Genomic DNA, 23,275 nt, shown 5'->3' on the forward strand with positions numbered 1-23,275 from the left:
CAGACAAAGAAAACGGTATATCAGTTAAAACATGGCTTGCTGGATGACTATCTCTGCGAGCAGTTGCGCTCGCCTAGACTGATTGTTGCGTAAGTCCTATAGTTGTAAATGAGCGTGATTTAACATCACCAACCACAATTAAGGCATTATCTTTAACAAGCTTGGTGGTGAATTTATGAATTAAGTCCAATCTTGTATTTTTAATTTTGGCGTGGATTGCTTTGACACATTTTTTATTCTTAGCACGCTGGGCTACTGCTAATTTATTCGCCCACTTTTGCGTTTGCTTAATAATTAGCTTGGTACCATTTGAGGTAGTAGCAGACTCTTTTAGGCCTAAATCAATACCCACGCTGCCCTTACCACTTACTTGCTTAGGAAAGTCTTTAACGGTGATACACGCATACCAACGATTACGACTGTCTTGTACTATCTCAAGCGTGTTGATTTGATATAGGCTTAGGTTGTAGCTATCGAATACATCGATGAGGAGCTTTTGACCTTTAGAAAGTGATAGCTTAATTTTTGATTTAAGTGCTTTTTTGCCTGTTTTTCTGCTATGTAGATACTTGATAGCAGACTTTTTAAAAGGTATCCAGCCCAGTGTTTTGCGTTTGGCATCAGGACGATTGGTACGCCAGTTAAGTTTGGCTTTTTTAAATTGTTTTCGGGCCTTGGCGTGAGTCTCATTGATAGCTTGCAGTGTTTGGCTATGCAGTCTCAATAACTCACCGCTACCTTTGGTGTACTGGTTTAAATCATAGGCTGAAAAGTACTTACCGGTACGTTTTAGATGCTCAAAGCAAAGTGCATTAACATAGTTCCACACGAAGTTCACTGAACCGCTTAGACGATTCAGCTCTTTTATGTGTTTGTCTTTAATGCGTAGCTTGAGTGTTTTCATATGCTTAGTATCGCAAGATTAATTTTAGCTTACAACCCTTTAACGACTTCTTACGACAGTGTGTGTCACCTTATATCCACCCCCTGAAGTGGGTGGTTTTACGGCGACTGGTGATAAAAAGGGATACAAAAATTAAAACCGCTGGGTTCAACAGCGTTTAAACCCAGCTATTATACCAATTATCCATGGGTTAATGCGGCGTTATAATGGTGCACAATATGATCTTCGATAACCGTTTGGATGAAGTAATAACTGTGGTCAAAGCCGGCATGATATCTGAGCGTTAAAGGCTGCTCAACTTTTTGACAGGCTTGTTGTAGCGCTTCAGGACGTAAGTAGCCGTCAATATAGAAGTTATCGGCCGCTCCTTGGTCAACCAAAATTAACGGATACTGCTTGCCTGCTTCTTCTACCACTTTTGCGGCATCAAACTGCGACCACGGCATCTCTTGCTCCGTCTGCTCACCAAAGTACTCACTAAATGCTGCCTTACCCCAATCCGACTCACTAGCGACACAAACTGGAGCAATGGCTGAGACGCTGATAAATTTGCTTGGGTACTTAAAGCCAAACATAATCGCACCATGACCGCCCATAGAGTGGCCGGTGATACCCACGCTACTAATCGCAAATTGACTACGAATCAAATCATAGAACTCATCTGCAATATAGCTGTGCATCTTAAAGCTCTCAGCCCAAGGCTGCTCAGTGGCATCCACATAATAGCTTGCTCCTTGACCCACGAAATAACGCTCGTCATTAGCAATATTATCGCCTTTAGGAGACGTATCTGGGGCAATAAAGATCATGCCAAGCTCGCTACATTTTTGTTGGAAGTGAGCTTTGTGTGTAACGTTATCTGGGCTACAAGTTAGACCTGATAAATACAATATCGCTGGGCAAGTCTTACCAGCAACCGCTTCATCTGGTAAATAAATGCTAAAACTCATCTCTGAATTAGTCACTGAAGACTGATGGGTGTAATAACGTTGTTCGCCATTGAAGCAGCGATTGTTACTGATCAAGGTTAACTGAGTCATATCATCATCCTAATTTTCTATTGTTTATTTTTACGGGGTTATTCATTAAAGTATAAGAGGATTCTATCATAGTCCCCCGCTTTTGAAAGTAAGGGCTAGTAACCGAGTCAGAACTTCAAAGAGTCCTAACTGCCGAGCTTATAAAATCATGTTTTTGAATAAATAACTTAACCTTAAGATCATTAAATCTTTGTTAGACTGATAGAGACTAAAGCCATAATACGATAATAAATAATAGAGGTGTAATATGAGTAAAACTGTCCATACTGAAGCTCAGCGCGTTTTAGATTTTTGGTTTGATCCTGATAATCAGCCTTACTGGTTTGAAAAAAGCGAGGCATTTGATGACAAGATTAGAGACAACTTTTGGTCTACTTTATTGGCAGCCAAAGCAGGAGAATGTGCGCACTGGCGTGAGACAGCACAAGGCGCTTTAGCTGAAATTATAGTCCTTGATCAGTTCTCTCGTAACTTATTTCGCAATTCTGCTGACGCTTTTGCCCAAGATGGTATGGCGCTGGTTTTAGCGCAGGAGTTGGTAAAGCGTGAGGACTATACCAATATTGTTTTAGATCATAGAAAATTTGCCCTCATGCCTTACATGCACTCTGAATCTGCGCTTATTCATGATCAAGGCTTGCCCTTATTCGAAGCATTAAATGACGAATATACTTTAAGCTTTGAGGTGAGACACAAAGAAATCATTGATAGATTTGGGCGTTATCCACATCGCAATGATGTGCTTGATATCGCAATGATGTGCTTGATCGAGAGTCAACCGCCGAGGAGCTTGCGTTTTTAAAGCAGCCTAATTCTTCTTTTTAAGGTATTTTCCTAATCCATTAAAAAAAGGGTTAAACAGGATTAACCCTCTAGCAAAGCCCAATCCTTTTAGGTTGGGCTTTTTTTAAACAGCAAAAACAATGAATGAAAAAGAGTGCAACTTACAAAGTTTAGACTACAGCTTTTAGCTCTTCTACCATAGCCTCGACAATCTTAAACTTTTGAATTTTTCCGGTCACTGTCATTGGATACTGCTCAACGAAGCGAATATAAGTTGGGATCTTAAAGTGAGCTATTTGGTTATAACAAAAATCTCGTATTTCTTGCTCAGTAATGGTTTCACCTGACTTTGGAATAATCCAAGCTGCCAGTACCTCGCCATAATGATCATCAGGTACACCGACAATTTGCACGTCAGAGATCTTAGGATGACGGTATAAGAAATTTTCCACCTCGATAGGATAAATATTCTCACCGCCACGGATAATCATGTCTTTGCTACGTCCCACTACAGTAATATAGCCCTGTTCATCCATACTGCCTAAATCTCCAGTATACATCCAGCCATCCACGATAGCTTCGGCCGTTTTGACTGAGTCGTTCCAATAGCCTTGCATTACCGCATAACCTTTGGTTAATATCTCGCCCACTTCCCCTATCGGCAAAGTCTCACCATTAAAGGTATCCACCACCTTCACCTCAAGATGTGGCTGCACCACACCTACTGTAGCAATGCGCTTTTCAAACTCTGTGCTCGGCAAGGTCTGCGTCGCCTTAGGGCTAGTCTCGGTCATACCGTAAGCAATGGTTAGCTCACTCATGTGCATGTCTTTGATAATCCGTTGCATAAACTCTCTAGGACAGCTTGCACCACCTGATACCCCGGTACGCAGACTGCTTAAGTCAAACTTTGAAAACTCAGGATGGTTTAAAATTGCCAAAAACATACTGGGTACCGCATGAAGTACTGTACATTTCTCTTCACTAATGGCCTGCAATACTCTAAGCGGGTCAAAGCTACTGCTTGGATAAACTAAACTTGCCCCATGTGATAACATGGTCAAATTACCAAGTACCATAGCAAAGCAGTGATACAAAGGCAGGGGTAAACATAGCTTATCCTCAGTAGTTAAGCACAGAGTTTCACCCAGGTGATAGGCATTATTAAGTAGGTTTCTGTGGGTTAACGTAGCCCCTTTTGGAGTGCCTGTAGTCCCACTGGTAAATTGAATATTAATGGGATCATTGGCATCTAGCTGACTTTGACGCTCAGCAAGCTTTAGATCTTGACTATCACCTTCGGCCAGCCAATCAGAGAACTTTTGCATAAACCCATAGCTTTCCTCGTTTTCAGGCGAATCAATCCAAATAAGACGCTTAAGATTAGGTAGGGTACTAAGCTCTAAACACTCATAGCTTTGATGACACATCTCAGGCGCCATCTGCTGCACCATTTGTACATAATCACTGGTTTTGAAGTGACGCATGAACACCAAGACCTTGCAGTCGACTTTATTCAGCGCGTACTCAAGCTCTGATATACGGTAGGCTGGATTTATATTGACTAAAATGATGCCAGCCTTAGCCGTGGCCAATTGCATTAAAAGCCACTCAGCATTATTGTGCGACCAGATACCGACACGATCACCTTTTTCTAATCCCATTTTTATCATGCTACTGGCCAATTGATTGGCTTGTTGTTGCAGCTGCTGATAGGTTAGTCGAATATTTTGATGGCTAGAAAAAAGTGCCTCTTTATCAGGGCTTTGATTGGCCACAGCATCAAAGTGGTCACCTATTGTTGCTTCAATAAGTGGCGTATCGGTGGCACCAATATCATGACTATGCTTTAAAGGAGTATTACGTGAGCCTGCATTGGGGAAGCGCTGCTCTAATAATTGTCTGAACATAATCTCATCCTTGTGATTATCAATGTATGTCTATTAACCATCCTGTTAATAGTATTAGAAAAAAAACAGCAGTTTATTAAAATGAAACAGATAATCTCATTATACTCAGAATTTTTAAAATATTAAAAGTACTGTTTGAGATAAAAAAAGGACTCACAAGAATCCTTTCCCATCCTACCTATAAAGGCAATATGATATTGTAAATAACTACTCCTCTGGCTTATCTTCAATCTCAAATACCTGCCGCATATAGGCTAAATAAGTATCATTGTGAATCATGGTTTTACCAGGACTATCTGATAGCTTGGCCACCGGCTGACCATTACACTCGACCAGCTTTAACACAATATTAAGTTGGGTAAGCCCCATATCATTGGTCAGGTTGGTGCCAATGCCGAAACTGGTTTGTGTGCGCTGCTTGAAATATTGATGCAGCTCCCAAGCTTTTTCAATATCTAAGCCATCACTGAAGGTTAAAATCTTGGTTTTTGGATCGATTTTTAGTTTTTGATAGTGCGCAATGGCTTTATCGCCCCACACATACGGGTCACCACTGTCATGACGCAAGCCATCAAACAACTTGGCAAAATACAAATCAAAGTCTCGTAAGAAAGCATCCATTCCTACCACGTCAGTCAAAGCAATCCCCAAATCACCTCTATATTCATGTACCCATGCCTCTAATGCGGCCTTCTGTGAATCGCGTAGCCGCACATCGAGCGCTTGAAACGCCTGCATAAATTCATGCGCCATGGTGCCAATAGGGGTAATTTTTAGCTTCTTGGCTAAATAAACGTTAGACGTGCCGCGTACAATACTCGGTGCTGCTTTGTGCAATGTTTCAACCACATGGGTATGCCAAGCTTTGCTAAAGCGGCGACGGGTACCAAAATCAGCAATGATGAAAGGCGGCGTTCCTCGGTCAGCTTTTAAGGCATACTCTTGTAGGGTAACTACTTTTTGTTGTAGACGGCGCTCACCCTCCTCTAATACCGCTGGGGTGGTTAACTGATGATAATACAGCTCATTAACGATTGCTAAAACAAAAACCTCGAAGAACATGGCTTGAATCATGGGTCCTTCAATGTCTATATTTAAGCGATTTTTAGCATCAATACTAACCGTAATATGACGACGCTTTAGCTTAAACAGCTCTAGATAATCCACAAAATCTGAGCGAATAAAACGTAAGGTGCTTAAATAGTCTAACTCATCTTGAGTAAAAGTAAGCTCACACAGATAGTCTAGCTGCTCCTCTAATGCTTCTTTAATATCCGCTAACGGATAAGCGGTGTCTTTATAATTGCGACAGCGGAAGCGGTACACGCCATGAGTTTGTGGGAACTGATGCAGCATAGCTTGTAACATGGTGAACTTATACAAGTCATTATCTAAAAGAGATGTAATAATGGGCTGGGTCATATTATTGCTCAATGGTTAGTAGGCGATTTATTTTTATCCATACTAATATTATGACTGTTTCAGCGAATTAAAGCTATTTAGCTTTATTATTGGTCGCAAAAAGCGGGAGTTATGAATAAATAGAAAATAAAAAAGGACCCAGATATATCTGGATCCTTCTTCATTACAAGCTATGAGCTAAAGCTCTCAAATAGACATTATTGAATGCTTATCTTAAAAGCAGCTCATTCACACGTTTTAGATACGCTGCTGGGTCATCTAATTGACCCCCATCAGCAAGCAGGGCTTGATCAAAGATAACTTGCGCCAAGTCATCAAACTGCTCGCTTGATTCAAGCTTCTGAATCAAAGGGTGATTTGGGTTCACTTCAAGCGTTGGCTTGATATCTGGTACTTCCTGACCCATTTGTTTTAGCATCTGTACCATTTGTGGTGTTAACTCACCTTCACCCACTACCAGACAAGCAGGACTGTCTACCAAACGGGTTGAGACTTGAACGTCTTTTGCACGCTCACCCAAAGCATTTTTCAGCTTGTCTACCACAGGCTTTAAGTTTTCTTCTGCTTTTTTAGCTTCTTCTTTCTCAGCTTCGTCTTGCAAGTCGCCTAAATCTACTGCGCCTTTAGCAATGTTTTGTAGCTGTATGCCGTCGAATTGAGTTAGGAAGTTCATCGCCCACTCATCGACACGGCTGGTCATCAAGATAACTTCGATACCTTTTTTCTTAAACAGCTCAAGTTGTGGGCTGTTTTTAGCCGCAGCTAAGTTTTCAGCAGTTAGATAGTAGATGGCTTTTTGGCCTTCTTTCATGCGGGCTTTGTAGTCTTCAAAACCAGTCTCCAGACCTTCGTGCGTGCTAGTCGTGTAGCGTAGCAACTTCGCAATGCGCTCTTGGTTGGTCATGTCTTCGCCAAGACCTTCTTTGATCACATCACCAAACTCGCTGTAGAACTGTTTGAACTTCTCTTGCTTTTCTGCATCCTCGCTGTTCGCAAGGCTTGCTAATAGCGTTAACACACGGCGCGCGTTACCATCACGGATAGACTTCACGTCACGTGACTCTTGTAAGATTTCACGGCTCACGTTTAATGGTAAGTCTTGAGAGTCAATTACCCCTTTTACGAAACGCAGATACATCGGCAATAACTGCTCGGCATCATCCATGATAAATACACGTTTTACATACAGCTTTAAGCCATGCTGCTGCTCACGTGCGTATAAATCAAATGGTGCCTTAGAAGGGATGTATAGCAGCTGTGTATATTGAACACGGCCTTCTACGCGTTTATGAGTCCAAGCTAGAGGATCTTGGAAGTCATAACTGATGTTTTTATAAAATTCGGTATATTCTTCATCTTCAATTTCTGAACTTGAACGAGTCCAAAGCGCGCTGGCTTTGTTGATAGTTTCCCATTCATCGGTAACGACCATTTCGCCGCCGGCTGGTGCGTCGCTGTCGTCGCCCTCTTCCTTCACATCTTCTTGCCACACTTCTTTACGCATTTGAATCGGTAAGCTAATGTGGTCAGAGTATTTATTGACCAATTGCTTTAACTTGTTGCGGTCAAGGTAGTTGTCTTCACCTTCCGTGAATTCTTCTTTTAAATGCAGCGTGATAGACGTGCCACGGCTGTCTTTGGTAATGGTTTCGGTAGTGAATTTACCGGTGCCATCAGATACCCAACGTACACCTTGATCTGCAGGCTCGCCCGCTTTACGTGATTCAACGGTGATGGTATCGGCCACAATAAAGCCTGAATAGAAACCCACACCAAATTGACCAATCAACTGACCATCTTGTTTTTGTGATTCAGACAGCTGCTCTAAGAAGGCTTTGGTACCTGACTTAGCAATCGTACCTAAGTTTTCGATGGTATCTGCTTCATTCATACCGATACCGTTATCAATAAAGGTAATGGTTTTGGCATCTGCATCGATGTCGATACGAACCTTTAGTTCAGCATCGTCTTCATATAAGCTGTCATCACTGGTGGCTTCAAAACGCAATTTATCACAGGCATCCGATGCGTTTGAGACCAGCTCACGCACAAAAATATCTGAATTTGAATACAGTGAGTGAGTCACTAAGTGCAATAGCTGGGCAACTTCAGCTTCAAAAACGTGCTGTGTAGCTTGTTGATTTTCGCTCATAATATCCTCGTAAATAGTCCATAATTATTTTTATGCTGACGCATATACACAGCTTATCTAATTTTTAGTCAGCTTCAGTTAAGCTAGCTTCAAATTTTTATCTGAAAAAACCGTGTATATAGTCGCTCTTGGGTTACCTTACTAATAGGGTCAGTGGCTGTTTTTTTCAAGCAAGATGGCTGATAAATGACATAAAAAAAACGCTCACTCGTCATGAGTCAGCGTTTTTGTCATTTTAAGCAGCGTATTTAGATAAGTATGGCGTGTGATGCTCAGCATCATACAGCCTAGCTTAGCATAGGGCGGATGGTCAAAATCTGCTCACTGCGCCCAAAAGGCCCCTGCAAGTCATGCAAAATAGCACTGGTTAAACCAACGCCGTCCTCGCCGTATTGCTGAACTGCTTCAATCCCTAACCATTTTCCTTGTGGCAATCGATGCATATGAATTTGTAAGTCAGTATTAGGAAAAGCCCACTGCATTTCAGACATTTTCAGCCCTTTTCTGGGAACTACGCCATTGGCGGTATCTACCAATCCCATTATATGAACCAAGTCTGACGCGGCTTCCCCTTGTACCATATCAAGCTCTGTGGTCAACCAAACCAATCCTTTTCCAGGACGTCTATGAGGGTCAGAAGCCAATTTAATACTTTCAATAAAGCCACCCGGCCATCCTTTCATCTCCTCCCATCCTGGCAGGTTATCAGGATGAGAAGTAGCTACCGAGTCTTCTAAACCGGCAATTTCAGAGGTATCTTGAGTTAATAAGCGCCACGCTCGGGCGATGATACAGTCGCGTCCACCGCTACTCATCACGGCTTCAATAAGCTCGATGGTTCTGCCTGGGCGAATACAGCGGGTGGTAATCGTAAACTCTTGCAGAGGAATCAATCCTAAGATATCTAAGCCTATCCGAGCTATACGCAGATTTGGCTGAGGAGTGAACAGCTCAAGTTCGCGGGCTAAGATACCTGTGGCTGGTGCCATGTGCTGCTCATGCTCATTCCAGGCCCCTTGAGCGTGTAGCGTTGGCTTGTAATGTGCCACCGTACTATTATCGGCCTGAGTTTCTCGCTTAATAAATTGGTAATATGAAGCCATAAGTCATCCTTAACTTTTTATTGACGGCTGATTGTTTTTATCAAAGCCAAAGCTTTATTCAAAAAAGACCATTTTCAAACTTAAAAAAACTGTGGCTCTTTTTAATAAGCCACAGCTTTTAATCTATCAATTATTTTAAATTACACTCGAACCTGCTTTACAGGGATACGCAGCTCTTTTGGCAGACTGAAGGTAACATTTTCTTCAATGCCTTTTAATTCATCAGGTATGTCACCGCCCCAGTCTTGCAGCTGATTTAATACCTCTTGAATAAGTATCTCTGGTGCAGAGGCCCCAGCTGTCACACCCACTGCTTCCACACCTTCAAACCACTCTTTTTTCATCTCGCCGGCATTATCAATTAAGTATGCTTTACAGTTCATACGCTCGGCAAGCTCACGCAGACGGTTTGAGTTAGATGAGTTTGGTGAGCCGACAACCAATACCACCTGACAACGCTGCGCCAAGTCTTTTACAGCATCTTGACGGTTCTGGGTAGCATAGCAAATGTCGTCTTTACGTGGACCTTGAATGTTTGGAAACTTACTACGCAAAGCATCAATTACTTTTGCGGTATCATCCATAGATAAAGTGGTTTGGGTAACAAATGCTAAGCGATCAGGATTGCTGACCTCAAGCTTCGCCACATCTTCTTCGTTTTCTACCAGATAAATCTCGCCACCATATTGAGGACTAAAGCGGCCCATAGTTCCTTCTACTTCAGGATGGCCTTGATGACCAATTAATACCGCATCCATATTGTCACGGGCAAATTTTGCCACTTCAATATGAACCTTAGTAACCAGCGGACAAGTGGCATCAAATACAGTCAAATCACGGCGCTGAGCTTCATCTTCCACAGCTTTAGAGACACCATGTGCTGAAAAGATAACAATAGACCCATCAGGTACTTCATGCAGCTCTTCCACAAATACTGCCCCACGATTGGCCAAGTCAGACACCACGAACTTATTATGTACCACTTCATGACGCACATAAATAGGTGGCTCAAAACGTGTCAATGCCTCATTTACAATAGCAATAGCACGGTCAACACCAGCACAAAAACCACGAGGATTGGCAAGATAAATTTGCATAACAGACCTTCACAATAGATAATCGGATAAATAAAGTAGGCCAACGCTAGCTAAATTTTTAGGCTTTTAACTAGATTGAGCAAACTATTTTGTGACTACTTTAACATATCCAGTAAAATAGCACTCATACAAGCTACTATTTTGGTGTAATAAACATCTATTTTTCATAATCGTTTCACCGCACTCATAATTTCAAAACCCAACTCAAAGAGATTTTCTTATATGAAAGGTTCACTATTTATTGTTACTGCTGCTTCAGGCACTGGTAAAACCTCCCTAGTTAAACAGCTTATCGCGACCACCAATGACTTGGCCGTCAGCGTCTCTCACACAACACGTGATCCCCGCCCTGGTGAAGTAGATGGCCAACATTATCATTTTACTGACACCACAAAATTTGTAGAGGGCATTCAAGCGGGTGAGTTTTTAGAGCATGCCCAAGTATTTGATAACTATTATGGCACCTCGCGCCAAAGCGTTGATCAACAGCTAAATTCAGGCGTTGACGTTATTTTAGAGATTGACTGGCAAGGTGCGCTTCAAATCAAAGAGCTTTACGACGATGTGACCATGATTTTTATTTTGCCGCCAAGCAAAGCCACTTTACGTCAGCGTCTCTCCTCACGCGGCCAAGACTCTCAAGAAGTCATCGAAAAACGTCTGGCCGGGGCGGTAACAGAGATGCAGCAGTACGTTCATTTTGATTATGTGGTTATTAACGATCAATTTGAAGCTGCTTTGACTGAACTTAAATCCATTATTGTCGCCAAACGTCAAACGCTAGATCGCCAGCAAGCCCGTTATGGAGACACCATTAGCGACCTAATCAGCGAATAATTAATAATATTGAGTAGTTAGCTAAATAAAGCTACCCACTTGATACAGTAAATTTGCTATAATGCTTGATTAACTATCGAATTTTTATATATCACCTAGTGATAACAAGAGGACTTTATGGCACGTGTAACCGTAGAAGACTGCTTACATGCAGTAGATAACCGCTTTGAGCTGGTATTGGTTGCCAGCAAGCGCGCCCATCAATTGGCCAAAGGCATCTCTGAGCCATTAGTTGAAGTCAATAATGACAAGCCAACTGTATTAGCTTTACGCGAAATCGCAGCGGGTTTAGTAACTAAAGATATCTTAGACCAACCAGATCACCACTTTGCTACCAATTCATTAGACTTAGCATTAAGCGGCGGTCAAGGTTTTTAATTCCTTTGTTATAAGGTAATTAAAAAAAGAGCGGGCAGATGGATTGTAATCCCCTTCTCTTTTAAGCCCGTTACAATAAGAAAACCACGATAAGCATTTAGCAAATCGTGGTTTTTTATATTTTAACTGACTTTTATAATAAGCCACTGACTCTTAATAGACCTTAACAGCTTTTTCTTGTTAAGCTTTGTAAGGTGCTAGACAACCCTTTATGCTAAGCCTGACCTCACGCCAAAGGCAGTTATTTTTTTTTATTTAAAACAATCACAGCTTACTGGTTGACACGAGGCTATTTTTAAGATTAATTAAGAGTCTCACTGCTTATTTATTTTTATTATCCCTATACTATTTTATAGCCCTGTTTTTATACTTTTGTCTTAGATAAATTAATATCTTGGATAAATCAAAGCCCTTGAATAAGTTAAGACAGAGGATTATTAAATAACTTATGGATGTTCAATCTAAACTGATTGCATATTATTGTCTGTTGCCTGGCTGAAGGATGATTAAATGATGTTACCCTCAAATGTTAAAAATACTCCTAATCCTGATGCAAGCTTGTCTGACACTGAAGCTGATATGACTGACTCTCTCAAAACTGACATTGATGGCAATGTCATTAACAATATTACCAACTCAAACAACATCGTGGACACCTCGATAAGTCCAGATATTACCTTGCCAAACTCATACGATGATGAGCAGTTAAATCAAACCTCTTATATGCACAACTTACCTAAGCTTAGCCATCATTTGGTAGATGAAGCTCAGCGCAATTTAATGCGTGCTGTTGCCTACTTAAACGATGCTGAGAAACAAGATGTATTAAAGGCTTGTGCTTATGGGGACAAAGCGCATATCAAAGACAAAAGAAAGTCTGGTGAGCCTTATATCACTCACCCCATCGCTGTTGCTGAGATTCTAGCGGGCTTTAGACTAGACAGAGACACCATTATCGCTGCGATATTGCACGATACGGTCGAAGATACAGAGGTCACCTCAGAAGAGATTTCTCAGCTGTTTGGCGACACTGTGGCGAGCCTAGTCGATGGCGTTACCAAGCTTAAGTCTTCTAATCATAACAAGAGACAAAACAAAGCAGCCACTTTCCATAAGATTATGTCTGCCACTTTAGACGACCCTAGAGTGTTAATTATTAAGCTGGCCGACCGCTTACATAATATGTCGACCTTAGACTCAGTACGCCGAGAAAAGCAAAAGTCTACAGCCTCTGAAACCTTAGAGTTCTATGTGCCTTTTGCCCGCTTAATGGGTATGAATGACATCGCCGATTATATGGAAATTTTGTGTTACCGTAACCTAGATCCGGTTATGTATACCAAAATGTCGGACAAACTTTTACAACACGGTTTAGGTCGAAAATACCAAAAAGAGACGATCCAGCAGTACCTAAATTATGTGCTAGATAGACACCATATTTCAGGCCATGTGCGTACTTTAGAAAATACGGTGATTATGTATCGTCAATTTTTCCGTAACCGCGGTGAAATCGATGACTTATTACGTCACTATGCTTTTGAAATTGTTACCAACACCATTGAAGATTGTGACTTATTAGCCGCTTATCTGATCAAGAAATATCGTATCTCCGAGAACTTCGTTGAAGACAATATTCGCCATCCTCTACCCGGTGGCAACCAGTCATTAACGCTGATTTATAAACGAGATAATGACACTATTAAAGTGACCTTGCTTACCCGTAAGATGGAAGCGGTTTCTCGCTTGGGTGTTATTAGTGCCGAACAAGCCTCTGACTTGAGCCGTTCTGTCATTAAAGCTTCTTTACGCAATATGAAAGAGCTGATTGACTACAATACGGAAGGCGAAGGTAAAGAAGGCGATCCTGACTATGATGAAATGGTAGAAACCATTGATGAGCTTATCTCTTACTTAAATACCCGAAAAATTCTTTGCTACAGTCCAAAAGGTCGAGCCTATGAGCTTCCTCGAGGGGCTACAGCATTAGACTTTGCTTATGCAGTGGGCCCGAAAGTGGGCAATATTGCGGTTGGGGCAAAAATCAACGGTGAAAAAGCCAAGCTCGGCTCTAACTTAAAATCAGGTGCTACGGTAGAGATAGAAGTTGACCCCAATGCCAAACCTAAAGCTGAGTGGTTAGGCATCGTGGTCACCAGTAAGGCCCAGCGCTCGCTTAAACGTTGGTTTAGTAGTCTACCCATAGAAGAGCAGCAACAACATGGCAAACAGGCCTTAGATCGCGCTTTACAAACCTACGGCAGATCTCTTGATGATCTTACCGAAGCGGACTGGCAAGACTTACTGTTATGGCAAAATGTTGAGAAGATAGAAGATTTATACGAGCGCATGAGTGCGGGTGCTTTATTACCTCAGTTGGTAGTATCCAGACTGTTTAGTGACGATGTCACCAAGACGCACCAACAAGCCAGCAAAAAAGGCTTTGATCGCCCCAATCAGCTCTTATCCAACGCCAACGGGGTGGAAGTACACTTTGCTGGATGTTGCCGACCCATCTTTGGCGACCCTATTATCGGTCACTTAACTATGCACGGCTTGGTGTTACATCGCCATCGCTGTTATTCTATAGTCAGTAAGTATGTTGATAAGCCCTATGAGCTGGTTCAACTTGACTGGTATAGTGAAGAGGAAATAGAAAAAAGCATTGAGCATCCCAGTGAGCGCCCTCATTTCACTGCCTATTTAAAAATTAATTTGGCCTTAACCGATGAGCAAGTATCCCATGTGCTGTATACCCTAAGACAGTTAAGTATTGGCATTGAAAAATTAGATGTTCGCTCTGACTCTACGATTATTCATGTGATTGTACGCAGTCGTAGCCATGTCTTAGAAGGCATTGAAGCTTTACGTCCTCATGTAGGTTTTGGTAGTATTCGCCGCCTATATCGTTTGTAGCGGTATAAGCAACCCTCAATTTACAAACCAAACCCCTGTAAATATTAATTAATAACAAAGGAAAAAATTATGGCCCGTCAAACTATTCATACTGATAAAGCCCCTGCAGCCGTTGGCGCCTATTCACAAGCAGTAAAAATTCCATCAGCTGGTGGTAGCTTAGTATATATCTCAGGTCAGCTAGGCTTTGATCCAGAAACTATGGAGCTTCGTGACGGCTTTGACGCTCAGGCAGCTCAAGTTATGGATAACATTGAAGCTATCTGTGAAGCGGCTGGTGGTAAATTAAGCGATGTGGTTAAGTTCAACGTATCTCTAACAGATTTGAATGATTTTGGTGCCCTAAACGCTATCTTCGCTGAGCGTCTGGCTGAACCATATCCTGCCCGTGCTGCAGTACAAGTAGCGGCTCTACCAAAAGGCGGTATCGTTGAGATTGAATCTATCTTATTTATCGAAGACTAATCTATTTATTTAGAATTAATGGCTTAAACATTAACTGATAGATACTTGTAGCTTATGCATTAGGTTATCAATTAAACAGGCTTTAGTTGATAACCTTTCACTTAAGGAGGCTTCCACCTGATGCTAATTCGTGTCGCCCTACCGGTTCCTCTTTATCGTGAATTCGACTATCTTCCCCCATCTGATACATCTAACAATACTGATCCAAATAGCACCGATCTAAATACCATCGATCCAAATACCACCGCCCCTCCCCCAATTGGAGGAAGAGTGCAAGTTTCCTTTGGCCGACAAACCTTAATCGGTATTGTTGTAGATCATATTGACAGCAGCCTTAGTGAAGTCCCTGTTAACAAGCTTAAAACCATAAAACAGGTTATTGATACCAAGCCCTTGTTAAGTCAGCAAATGCTGTCTTTAGCCCGCTGGCTAGCCGGTTATTACCACTACCCTTTAGGTGACGTTCTCTCAGTCATGTTGCCGACCCTAATTCGCCAAGGCAAGCCTCTAGATTTATTAATTACTCATTGGCGTATCTTACCCAATGTCAGTGAAGCTGACTTTCATAGCAATGCGCACAAGCAAAGACAGCAATTTGCCATGCTCAAGCTACATGGTGAACATGGGGCGAGTGAAGACACTTTGCTTTTAGAAGGCATGCAACGTCCTTTCTTAAAGCTTCTTGAAGAAAATGGTTTAATCGAGCGCTTTTTGCAGCCGAAATCTCCACCAAATCCAGTTACCCTGGCTAAGATGCCTCTGACGCTCAACGAGCAACAAAAACAAGCGGTCGATAGTATTATAGCGACGGCTAAAGAGGAAAAATACTGCGGATACTTATTAAATGGGGTAACTGGCAGTGGCAAAACTGAAGTCTACCTTCAGGCCATGCAGTCTGTATTAGAAGCTGGCAAACAAGTCCTGGTACTGGTGCCTGAAATTGGGTTAACCCCACAAACCAGGGCTCGCTTTGCTGAACGCTTTGCTGCCAATATTCTACTGCTACATTCTGGGCTGAATAATACGCAGCGTATGCATGGCTGGGAGGACTGCCGAGAAGGACGGGCTCAAATTATTATCGGTACCCGTTCCTCCATCTTGCACCCTTTTGCCAACTTAGGGCTCATTGTGGTCGATGAATCCCATGATCAGTCTTATAAACAGCAAGACACCTTACGCTATCACGCAGCAGATGTGGCGCTATATCGAGGCTATCAACTGGGTATCCCCGTAGTACTTGGCACGGCGACCCCCTCGTTAGAACACTTAAAGCTGGTTCAAGAGGGTAAGTTAACCGAGCTTGTGCTCTCACAGCGTGCTGGCAATGCAAAAACAGCGACCTTGAAGTTAGTCGATGCCCGTGACAAGCCCACTCTATACAGTGACTTGCCAGCGGCTCCCAGTGAGCAAGCTTCTTTATTGCCGAATTTAAAAAACTCACAAAATACCGGACTGACAGATGACACCATCCATGCCATCCGAGATACCTTAGAAGCTGGTGAACAAGTATTGGTGTTTTTAAATCGCCGAGGCTACGCCCCTATCTTGCTGTGTGAGGCTTGCGGTTGGCAAGCAGACTGTGTCCGCTGTGAAGCTCATTTAACGGTGCATCATAGCCAGTTAAATAGCAATCAGCCAAGCTATCTAAAATGCCATCATTGTGACTGGCAAGCCTCTATACCGTTAGCTTGTCCAGATTGTGCCAGTGTCAATTTAAATGCGGTGGGTATGGGCACCACCCGATTAACAGAAAGCTTACACGCTCTTTTTTCAAACCCACAAACCAGCAAAAAAACCTACCCCATCATCCAAATTGACCGAGACACCACTCGAAAAAAGGACAGCTGGGAAGATATATATCGGCGCATTAATAGTGGTGACCCGGCCATATTAGTGGGCACCCAAATGGTGGCCAAAGGGCATCACTTTCCCAATGTTACTTTAGTTTGCTTGCCAAATGCTGACCGGGGATTTTTATCCCCCGACTTTCGCTCACCAGAGCACACAGCCCAATTAATTGTGCAGGTTGCCGGACGTTCAGGACGAGGTAGCAAGCCGGGTAAGGTATTAATTCAGACCGTTCAGCCTGAAAACCCTTTACTACGCAAACTGGTCCGTGATGGCTATCAACCTTTTGCTTTAGAGCTACTAAAAGAACGTAAGATGTTAGGTCTGCCCCCCTATACCTATGGCGCGCTCATTCGCTGTGAAGCAAAGACCTTACAGCGGGCAACTCAGGTATTAAAAGATGCCATCTCTATCATGCCGCAGCATCAGCTGGCCATTTTAGGTCCTATTGATGCCCCAATGAAAATGAAAAACAGCCGTTACCATAGCCAACTCTTACTATTATCCAAGCAGCGGCAACCCTTGCATCAACTATTAAACTACTGGTGGCCACAGGTTCTACAGCTGCCGTCAGCAAAGTACTTAAAGCTGACTTTAGATATCGACCCAGTAGGCTGGTAATATAGTAGACTATCTATATATTTTTAATATAATTTAAATAAATTGTGGCCCTTGCCTAATCTGCTACGGTTAATCGGCAATGGAGTAACCCCAGTCGCTTATTTGGAGATAAAAAGGTATTTATGACCTCACAAGATCCTAAGTCTAACCAAGAGCCGAATCCGATTATCGCTCATGATCCACCCCACTTTCATGACGAACCCAAAGCTCGTGATATGAGTAAACAGCGTCGTACTCTGCTGTTTAGCTTTATTCTGATCACCTTCTTTATGTTGGTCGAAGCCATTGGTGGCGTGTTGACTAACAGTTTGGCGCTTTTATCTGATGCAGGTCATATGCTGTCGGATGCTGCTGCCTTAGGGGCGACTCTACTGGCCTTTAAAATTGGTGAAAAAGAAGCCAATAAACAAAAGACCTATGGTTATAAACGCTTTGAAATCTTGGTCGCTGGGGCTAATGGCGCCACCTTAATCATTATTTCGCTAATGATTGTTTGGGAAGCTATTGGGCGCTTCGCCTCTCCCCCAGACGTTGCCTCTAAAGGCATGTTAATCATTGCGACTATTGGCCTGACCGTTAACTTAATAGTGGCGTATATGCTACACCGCAGCGGTGCTTCTCACAGTCACGACCCTGAAGATTCTGAGTCAGAAGGTCAAAACCTAAACATGCACAGTGCTTACCTACATGTATTAGGCGACTTGCTCGGTTCAGTAGCTGCCATCGTTGCAGCCTTAGCGATGATGTGGATGGGCTGGTGGTGGGCGGACCCTGTGGCCTCCGTTGTGGTCGCTATCTTGATTTTGATCAGTGGTTTTCGAGTGGTCAAAGCGTCGACTCACATATTAATGGAAGGCACTCCAGAAGAGATTTCATTAGATGTGGTGAAGGAAACCATTGAGTCTCATGAACACATTATTACCGTTCATGATTTGCATGTGTGGAGTATCACCAGTGGCCTACACGCCTTATCGTGCCACGTAGTTGTCGATGGAGACATGCGCATCTTAGAGGCCAGTGAGTTAATTCACGATATTGAGCACAGTCTAGAGCAATTAGGCATTAGCCACACGACCATTCAGGTCGAATCGGTTGAGCACCCTCACAACAGAATTGAGGCTATTGTGTGTGCTTTAGAGGACCCTAATCTCAATACAGGACAGGGGCATATCGGTCACCACCACCATTAATCCTCTTTAAAAATCGACACCTACTAAGAGACATAGGCACCTATCACATCACTGAAGATGGGGGCCTATGTCTTTTTTTATTTATATCATTTTCTATTAATGATGCGTCGTTTTTTTATAAAGATAGCGCAGTAACGGATAAATGAGCCATACGGTTGCAAAAAGAGTCAGGCATATTGAGAAAATCAGGACACCGATACGTATAATCATATCCAACTGCATACTGCCTACCCAGACCTCAGGCGCTATGGTTGGCCCCATGGTAGAAGCCACTGCCAGATAAAAAGAAAACAAACACAGGCCTACAGCCAACACCACTCTGGCAAAGGTAATCAAAATGATATCTAGTATTGTGTCACTGTCTTTATATTTGAGTATATTTAGCACACAGTCCTCCTTGTAGGGATTCACTTTAGCCAACTACCCATAATAAGCGTGAATAATCCTTCAATACCATCGTATTCTTGTGTTCCAATCTAACTGATGTTCTAACGGACTGTGTCTTAGTTCGCTTGCTTTAACGTTTCACGAATCAATTCAATCTCTTCGATATATTGTTCAGGCGTTACTTGCAAAATACGAAATAGCTCAAGCACAAACTCGTGAGAACTATAAAAGGGATCAATATAGCTTCCATCTAAGCCTAAGTTTTTACTACAAAGGACATAGCGCAGGCGATCCGTGGCTGCAAAGGTGTGCTTTTTAGGATAGCCCATCGCTTTTACAATATCGCTTGATCTAAGATGCAGTAGGATAATTTGTTGCACAGCCAAGGTTGCCAGTGGACATTTTGGCGTATATCGAGGGGCGTATTGGAAGGTATTGGCAGGCGCTGCTGTGGCAGCTAGAGATTGAAACTTACACATAATAGACTCCTGGAACTCCGACTGAAACGAATCTTAAAAGGCACAAAGGACCGTGTCGGAGTACAGGTTCATGCGCTTTACCAGAGTTATTTTATATCGTGCTGGAAGTTGCAGTGATAGAAGTCATTGATTGATAACCTACCTATCCATTAAACCCACGATGATGAATTATTATATTATCATAAAGTTTGAACTGAATAAATAAAAGCTCAGCCTATTTTATTCGCTGAGCTTTTTCCCTTTAGGCCATACGATAAATTAAAGTTATCGCCAGCAGTTAAAGACAACAGTTACAAAGTATTGATGGGTACTTTTAAGTAACGTACGCCATTGTCTTCTGGCTCTGGCATCTCACCTGCTCGAATATTGACCTGCACAGAGGGGATAATTAGCCTTGGCATATCCAATGTGGCATCGCGCTCAGTTCTCATTTTCACAAACTCGGCTTTGCTGACCTCATCACGAACATGAATATTATGCGCCTTTTGTTCAGCAACCGTGGTGACTGGTGAGTGCGTGCGTCCCTCTGGTGGATAATCGTGACATAAATATATCTCACTATCACCCGGTAAAGACAATATCTTTTGGATAGAGTGATATAAATCATCCACATCACCACCAGGAAAATCAACGCGTGCGGTGCCTACGTCAGGGGCAAATAGCGTATCACCAACAAAGACTGCCAACGCACGCTCACTGTCCGTCGTGTCCTCAGCAATATAAGCCATGTCTGCAGGCGTATGGCCTGGCACATGCATCACGCTAAGTTTAATATCGCCTAGCATAAACTCAGTGCCTTCTTCAGTCAGCACATCAAATTGACTGGCATCGGTTTTAAAGTAATTGTCTAGGTTAAATACCTCTTTGAATATCTTTTGAACTTCAGTGATGTGCTTACCAATGACAAGCTCACCGCCAAGCTCCTGTTTAATATGATGAGCCGAGCTAAGATGATCGGCATGAGCATGGGTCTCAATAATATATTTTAAGCTCAAGTCATGATCTCGGACATAATTGATAACCTCATCCACTGATTGAGTGCTGGTATGACCTGACTTAAAATCATAATCCAATACAGGGTCAATAATGGCACACAGCTTATTAGCCTCATCAATTAATACGTGAGTATAAGTCTCCGTATCCTCATGTAAGAATGATTTAATTTGCATAGGACTCCCCTTTATTCTAAATTTGCTTTTACTTTATAATGCCTGAAAATGTTTATAGTTACTACATAATAATATACTTAATAATATTATATATATAAATATAGTAACAGCAGCTTATTTTTTGTTGTTATTATCGTTCTTGCTTCCAAATCCATAAAAAAAGCTGGCAACTGCCAGCTTTTTTTATACCAAAATGTATTGACTCATTTGTTTAGAATAAAACACGAACACGGATGGTTTCTTTGATGTTTCTTAGCTGATCTAGAGCTTCTTGTGAGTTGCGGTTATCTACATCCATAACCAAATAACCCACGTCACCTTCAGTCATTAAGCTTTGAGCTAAGATGTTGATGCCTGCGCTCGCAAATGAGCTGTTGATTTGTGACAATACGCCTGGTACGTTTTTGTGGATGTGTAACAGACGGTGTGAGCCCTCTTTCACTGGAATGCTAACTTCTGGGAAGTTAACAGAGGTCGTAGTATCCCCTGCGTCAGAGTATTTAACAAACTTCTCAGCCACTTCAAGACCAATGTTAGCTTGGGCTTCTTGAGTAGACCCACCGATATGTGGCGTCAAGATAACGTTGTCAAACTTACGCAGTGGTGATTCAAACTCTTCGTCTGCTGATTTTGGCTCTTTCGGGAACACGTCTACGGCAGCGCCTAAGATTTTGCCTGATTCGATAGCAGCGGCTAAGTCATCAATTTCAACACAAGTACCACGGGCTGCGTTAATAAAGTAGCTGCCCTCTTTCATTAGATCAAACTGCTCTTTTTTCATCATATAACGCGTGCTTGGTAGGTCTGGCACGTGCAGAGTGACGATATCTGCAGTTTGTAGTAGCTCTTCTAAGCTGCCTACTTGCACCGCGTTACCTAGTGGCAACTTAGTCATGACATCATGATAAATAACCTTCATACCTAAGCTTTCGGCCAATACAGACAATTGTGAACCAATTGAGCCATAACCCACGATACCCATGACTTTACCACGAACTTCATGTGAGTTCTTAGCAGATTTACCCCAACCACCACGGTGTACAACCGCATTTTTCTCAGGGATACCACGGTAAAGCATGATCGCCTCGGCTATTACCAATTCAGCAACTGAACGGGTGTTTGAATAAGGGGCATTAAATACAGGAATACCAAATTCACGAGCAGCTTCTAAATCTACTTGGTTGGTACCAATACAGAAACAACCGATTGCAATAAGTTTTTCTGCTTTCTCAAGAATGTCGCGAGTTAACTGAGTACGTGAGCGAATACCGATAAAATGAGCGTCTTTAATTTTTTCTTCTAGTTCTTCAGGATCTAAAGCATGCGATAGATACTCAATATTGGTGTAGCCCGCATCATTTAAAACCTTCAGTGAATTCTCGTGTAAGCCTTCTAGCAGTAAAAAACGTATTTTATCTTTCTCAAGCGATAATGCCATGTCTTTGCCCTTATTTTGATGGGTTATTAATTTTCAATGGGTTATTAACTACTAACCTTATCAGGTATCACTTTGCCTTGAAAAGCGTCAAAGTAACAAATATGACTTTAAGTGAGTCACAATCTCTGTGACTGCCCTAAAACTAAAGTCGCTCGTCTCATACTGCGACTTACATACTCTATTAGCACTATGTCATAATACAACTATCTTATAACATATTTTATTATTTTGGCAGACTAAATTATGAATAAAGCCCTGCCAAATACGACTATAATGATAAAACTTCAGTTATGCGGTTTGTCGCAACTGGCTTTTGTTTGTTTTTAAATTGTTTTGTATCCTAAACTTCTGTAGAGACCAATATGACTGCATCCAATATTTCAAATACTGCCTCCACTGCTCATGAGTTAGCACACAGCTCAGATCAATCACCAGTTGATGCGCCAGAGCTTTCAAAAGACCAAACGACAGACCCTGAAGCATTAACTAATCTACTCACCAGCCTAACCAGCACTCACGGCTTTGATGATACACAAATCAAAACAGATAGCGAAAGCCTAAAGCACTGGGGGAAAGACTGGACCAAACACTTTGCTCCAGCACCTTGTGCGGTTGTATTTCCTAAATCAACCGAGCAAGTGCAATCAGTAATTAAGCTTGCTAATGAACACAACATTGTCGTCACCCCAAGCGGTGGTCGTACTGGTTTATCAGCAGGTGCTGTGGCCAGTAATGGTGAGATTGTGATTAGCCTTGATAAAATGAACAAGATCGGTGAATTTCATCCAGCCGACAGAATGGTTGAAGTTGAAGCGGGTGTGATTACCGAACAGTTGCAGCAGTTTGCTGAAGACAAAGGTTTGTACTATCCCGTTGATTTTGCTTCAGCAGGCTCTAGTCAAATTGGCGGTAACATTGGTACCAATGCGGGCGGTATTAAAGTCATTCGTTATGGCATGACCCGTAACTGGGTACTGGGTCTAACTGTTGTTACTGGTAAAGGCGATATCTTACAGCTGAACCGCGGTATGATTAAAAATGCTACCGGTTATGATTTACGTCATTTATTTATCGGTGCAGAAGGTACGTTAGGTATTGTCACTAAAGCTCAGATGAAGCTTGAGCGCGCGCCACAGGAC

At 42.3% G+C, this 23,275-nt stretch carries 17 protein-coding genes and 2 pseudogenes; 8 read left to right on the forward strand and 11 right to left on the reverse strand.

All coding sequences use genetic code 11. From position 1 onward, the window contains the following. Positions 1–103: 103 nt before the first annotated feature. Positions 104–904 (reverse strand): annotated as a pseudogene (locus A1232T_RS09135) (RNA-guided endonuclease InsQ/TnpB family protein); the annotation flags it as partial. 179 nt (positions 905–1,083) lie between these two features. Beyond that, positions 1,084–1,944 carry an S-formylglutathione hydrolase gene (gene fghA / locus A1232T_RS09140; protein ID WP_077449126.1) on the reverse strand — a complete coding sequence of 287 codons (861 nt, stop codon included), beginning with the start codon at positions 1,942–1,944 and terminating at the stop codon, positions 1,084–1,086. 247 nt (positions 1,945–2,191) lie between these two features. Between fghA and A1232T_RS09145 the strand changes: the two are divergent. Next, positions 2,192–2,769, forward strand: a pseudogene (locus tag A1232T_RS09145) (DUF924 family protein). Positions 2,770–2,897: 128 nt separating this feature from the next. Here A1232T_RS09145 and A1232T_RS09150 read toward each other — a convergent pair. From A1232T_RS09150 to ispH, 5 genes are all read right to left on the reverse strand, one after another. Next, the gene (locus A1232T_RS09150; protein ID WP_077449127.1) at positions 2,898–4,637 is read right to left on the reverse strand and encodes an AMP-binding protein; all 1,740 of its coding nucleotides are present in this window, start codon (positions 4,635–4,637) and stop codon (positions 2,898–2,900) included. Positions 4,638–4,844: 207 nt separating this feature from the next. After that, positions 4,845–6,059 (reverse strand): nicotinate phosphoribosyltransferase, encoded by a 1,215-nt coding sequence (gene pncB / locus A1232T_RS09155; protein ID WP_077449128.1) that lies wholly within the window; start codon positions 6,057–6,059, stop codon positions 4,845–4,847. Positions 6,060–6,267: 208 nt separating this feature from the next. After that, positions 6,268–8,211 (reverse strand): molecular chaperone HtpG, encoded by a 1,944-nt coding sequence (gene htpG / locus A1232T_RS09160; protein ID WP_077449129.1) that lies wholly within the window; start codon positions 8,209–8,211, stop codon positions 6,268–6,270. A 287-nt stretch (positions 8,212–8,498) separates the two neighbouring features. Beyond that, complete coding sequence (locus A1232T_RS09165; RefSeq protein WP_077449130.1) at positions 8,499–9,314, reverse strand: thioesterase family protein; 816 nt, start codon at positions 9,312–9,314, stop codon at positions 8,499–8,501. A 140-nt stretch (positions 9,315–9,454) separates the two neighbouring features. Further along, complete coding sequence (ispH, locus tag A1232T_RS09170) at positions 9,455–10,411, reverse strand: 4-hydroxy-3-methylbut-2-enyl diphosphate reductase (protein WP_077449131.1); 957 nt, start codon at positions 10,409–10,411, stop codon at positions 9,455–9,457. A gap of 222 nt (positions 10,412–10,633) precedes the next feature. Here ispH and gmk point away from each other — a divergent pair, with 222 nt between their 5' ends. From gmk to A1232T_RS09200, 6 genes are all read left to right on the forward strand, one after another. After that, complete coding sequence (gene gmk / locus A1232T_RS09175; protein ID WP_077449132.1) at positions 10,634–11,248, forward strand: guanylate kinase; 615 nt, start codon at positions 10,634–10,636, stop codon at positions 11,246–11,248. 117 nt (positions 11,249–11,365) lie between these two features. Continuing rightward, complete coding sequence (gene rpoZ, locus A1232T_RS09180; RefSeq protein ID WP_077449133.1) at positions 11,366–11,626, forward strand: DNA-directed RNA polymerase subunit omega; 261 nt, start codon at positions 11,366–11,368, stop codon at positions 11,624–11,626. A gap of 723 nt (positions 11,627–12,349) precedes the next feature. Beyond that, the gene (locus A1232T_RS09185; protein WP_077449140.1) at positions 12,350–14,539 is read left to right on the forward strand and encodes a RelA/SpoT family protein; all 2,190 of its coding nucleotides are present in this window, start codon (positions 12,350–12,352) and stop codon (positions 14,537–14,539) included. Positions 14,540–14,608: 69 nt separating this feature from the next. Then, positions 14,609–15,004 carry a Rid family detoxifying hydrolase gene (locus A1232T_RS09190; RefSeq protein ID WP_077449134.1) on the forward strand — a complete coding sequence of 132 codons (396 nt, stop codon included), beginning with the start codon at positions 14,609–14,611 and terminating at the stop codon, positions 15,002–15,004. Between the two features lie 120 nt (positions 15,005–15,124). Then, positions 15,125–17,473, forward strand: coding sequence for a primosomal protein N' (locus A1232T_RS09195; protein WP_077449135.1), 2,349 nt, complete (start codon positions 15,125–15,127; stop codon positions 17,471–17,473). Positions 17,474–17,595: 122 nt separating this feature from the next. Beyond that, entirely contained in the window at positions 17,596–18,663 is a 1,068-nt protein-coding gene (locus A1232T_RS09200) for a cation diffusion facilitator family transporter (protein WP_077449136.1), read from the forward strand. 96 nt (positions 18,664–18,759) lie between these two features. Here the strand turns inward: A1232T_RS09200 and A1232T_RS09205 are convergent, their stop codons facing one another. The 4 genes from A1232T_RS09205 to serA form a co-directional block, all read right to left on the reverse strand. After that, positions 18,760–19,050 carry a hypothetical protein gene (locus A1232T_RS09205; RefSeq protein WP_077449137.1) on the reverse strand — a complete coding sequence of 97 codons (291 nt, stop codon included), beginning with the start codon at positions 19,048–19,050 and terminating at the stop codon, positions 18,760–18,762. Positions 19,051–19,166: 116 nt separating this feature from the next. Continuing rightward, positions 19,167–19,529 carry a hypothetical protein gene (locus A1232T_RS09210; protein ID WP_244152439.1) on the reverse strand — a complete coding sequence of 121 codons (363 nt, stop codon included), beginning with the start codon at positions 19,527–19,529 and terminating at the stop codon, positions 19,167–19,169. Between the two features lie 290 nt (positions 19,530–19,819). Beyond that, a complete protein-coding gene (locus tag A1232T_RS09215) occupies positions 19,820–20,698 on the reverse strand; it encodes an MBL fold metallo-hydrolase (RefSeq protein WP_077449138.1) in 879 nt (292 codons plus the stop codon). Between the two features lie 211 nt (positions 20,699–20,909). After that, positions 20,910–22,136: a phosphoglycerate dehydrogenase gene (gene serA, locus A1232T_RS09220; RefSeq protein ID WP_077449139.1), complete on the reverse strand. Its 1,227-nt coding sequence runs from the start codon at positions 22,134–22,136 to the stop codon at positions 20,910–20,912. 362 nt (positions 22,137–22,498) lie between these two features. Between serA and A1232T_RS09225 the strand changes: the two genes are divergently transcribed. After that, on the forward strand, positions 22,499–23,275 hold a 777-nt coding region (locus A1232T_RS09225), incomplete at its 3' end, for an FAD-binding oxidoreductase (RefSeq protein WP_143513978.1).

The organism is Psychrobacter pasteurii, from assembly GCF_900162815.1.
Taxonomy (GTDB): domain Bacteria; phylum Pseudomonadota; class Gammaproteobacteria; order Pseudomonadales; family Moraxellaceae; genus Psychrobacter; species Psychrobacter pasteurii.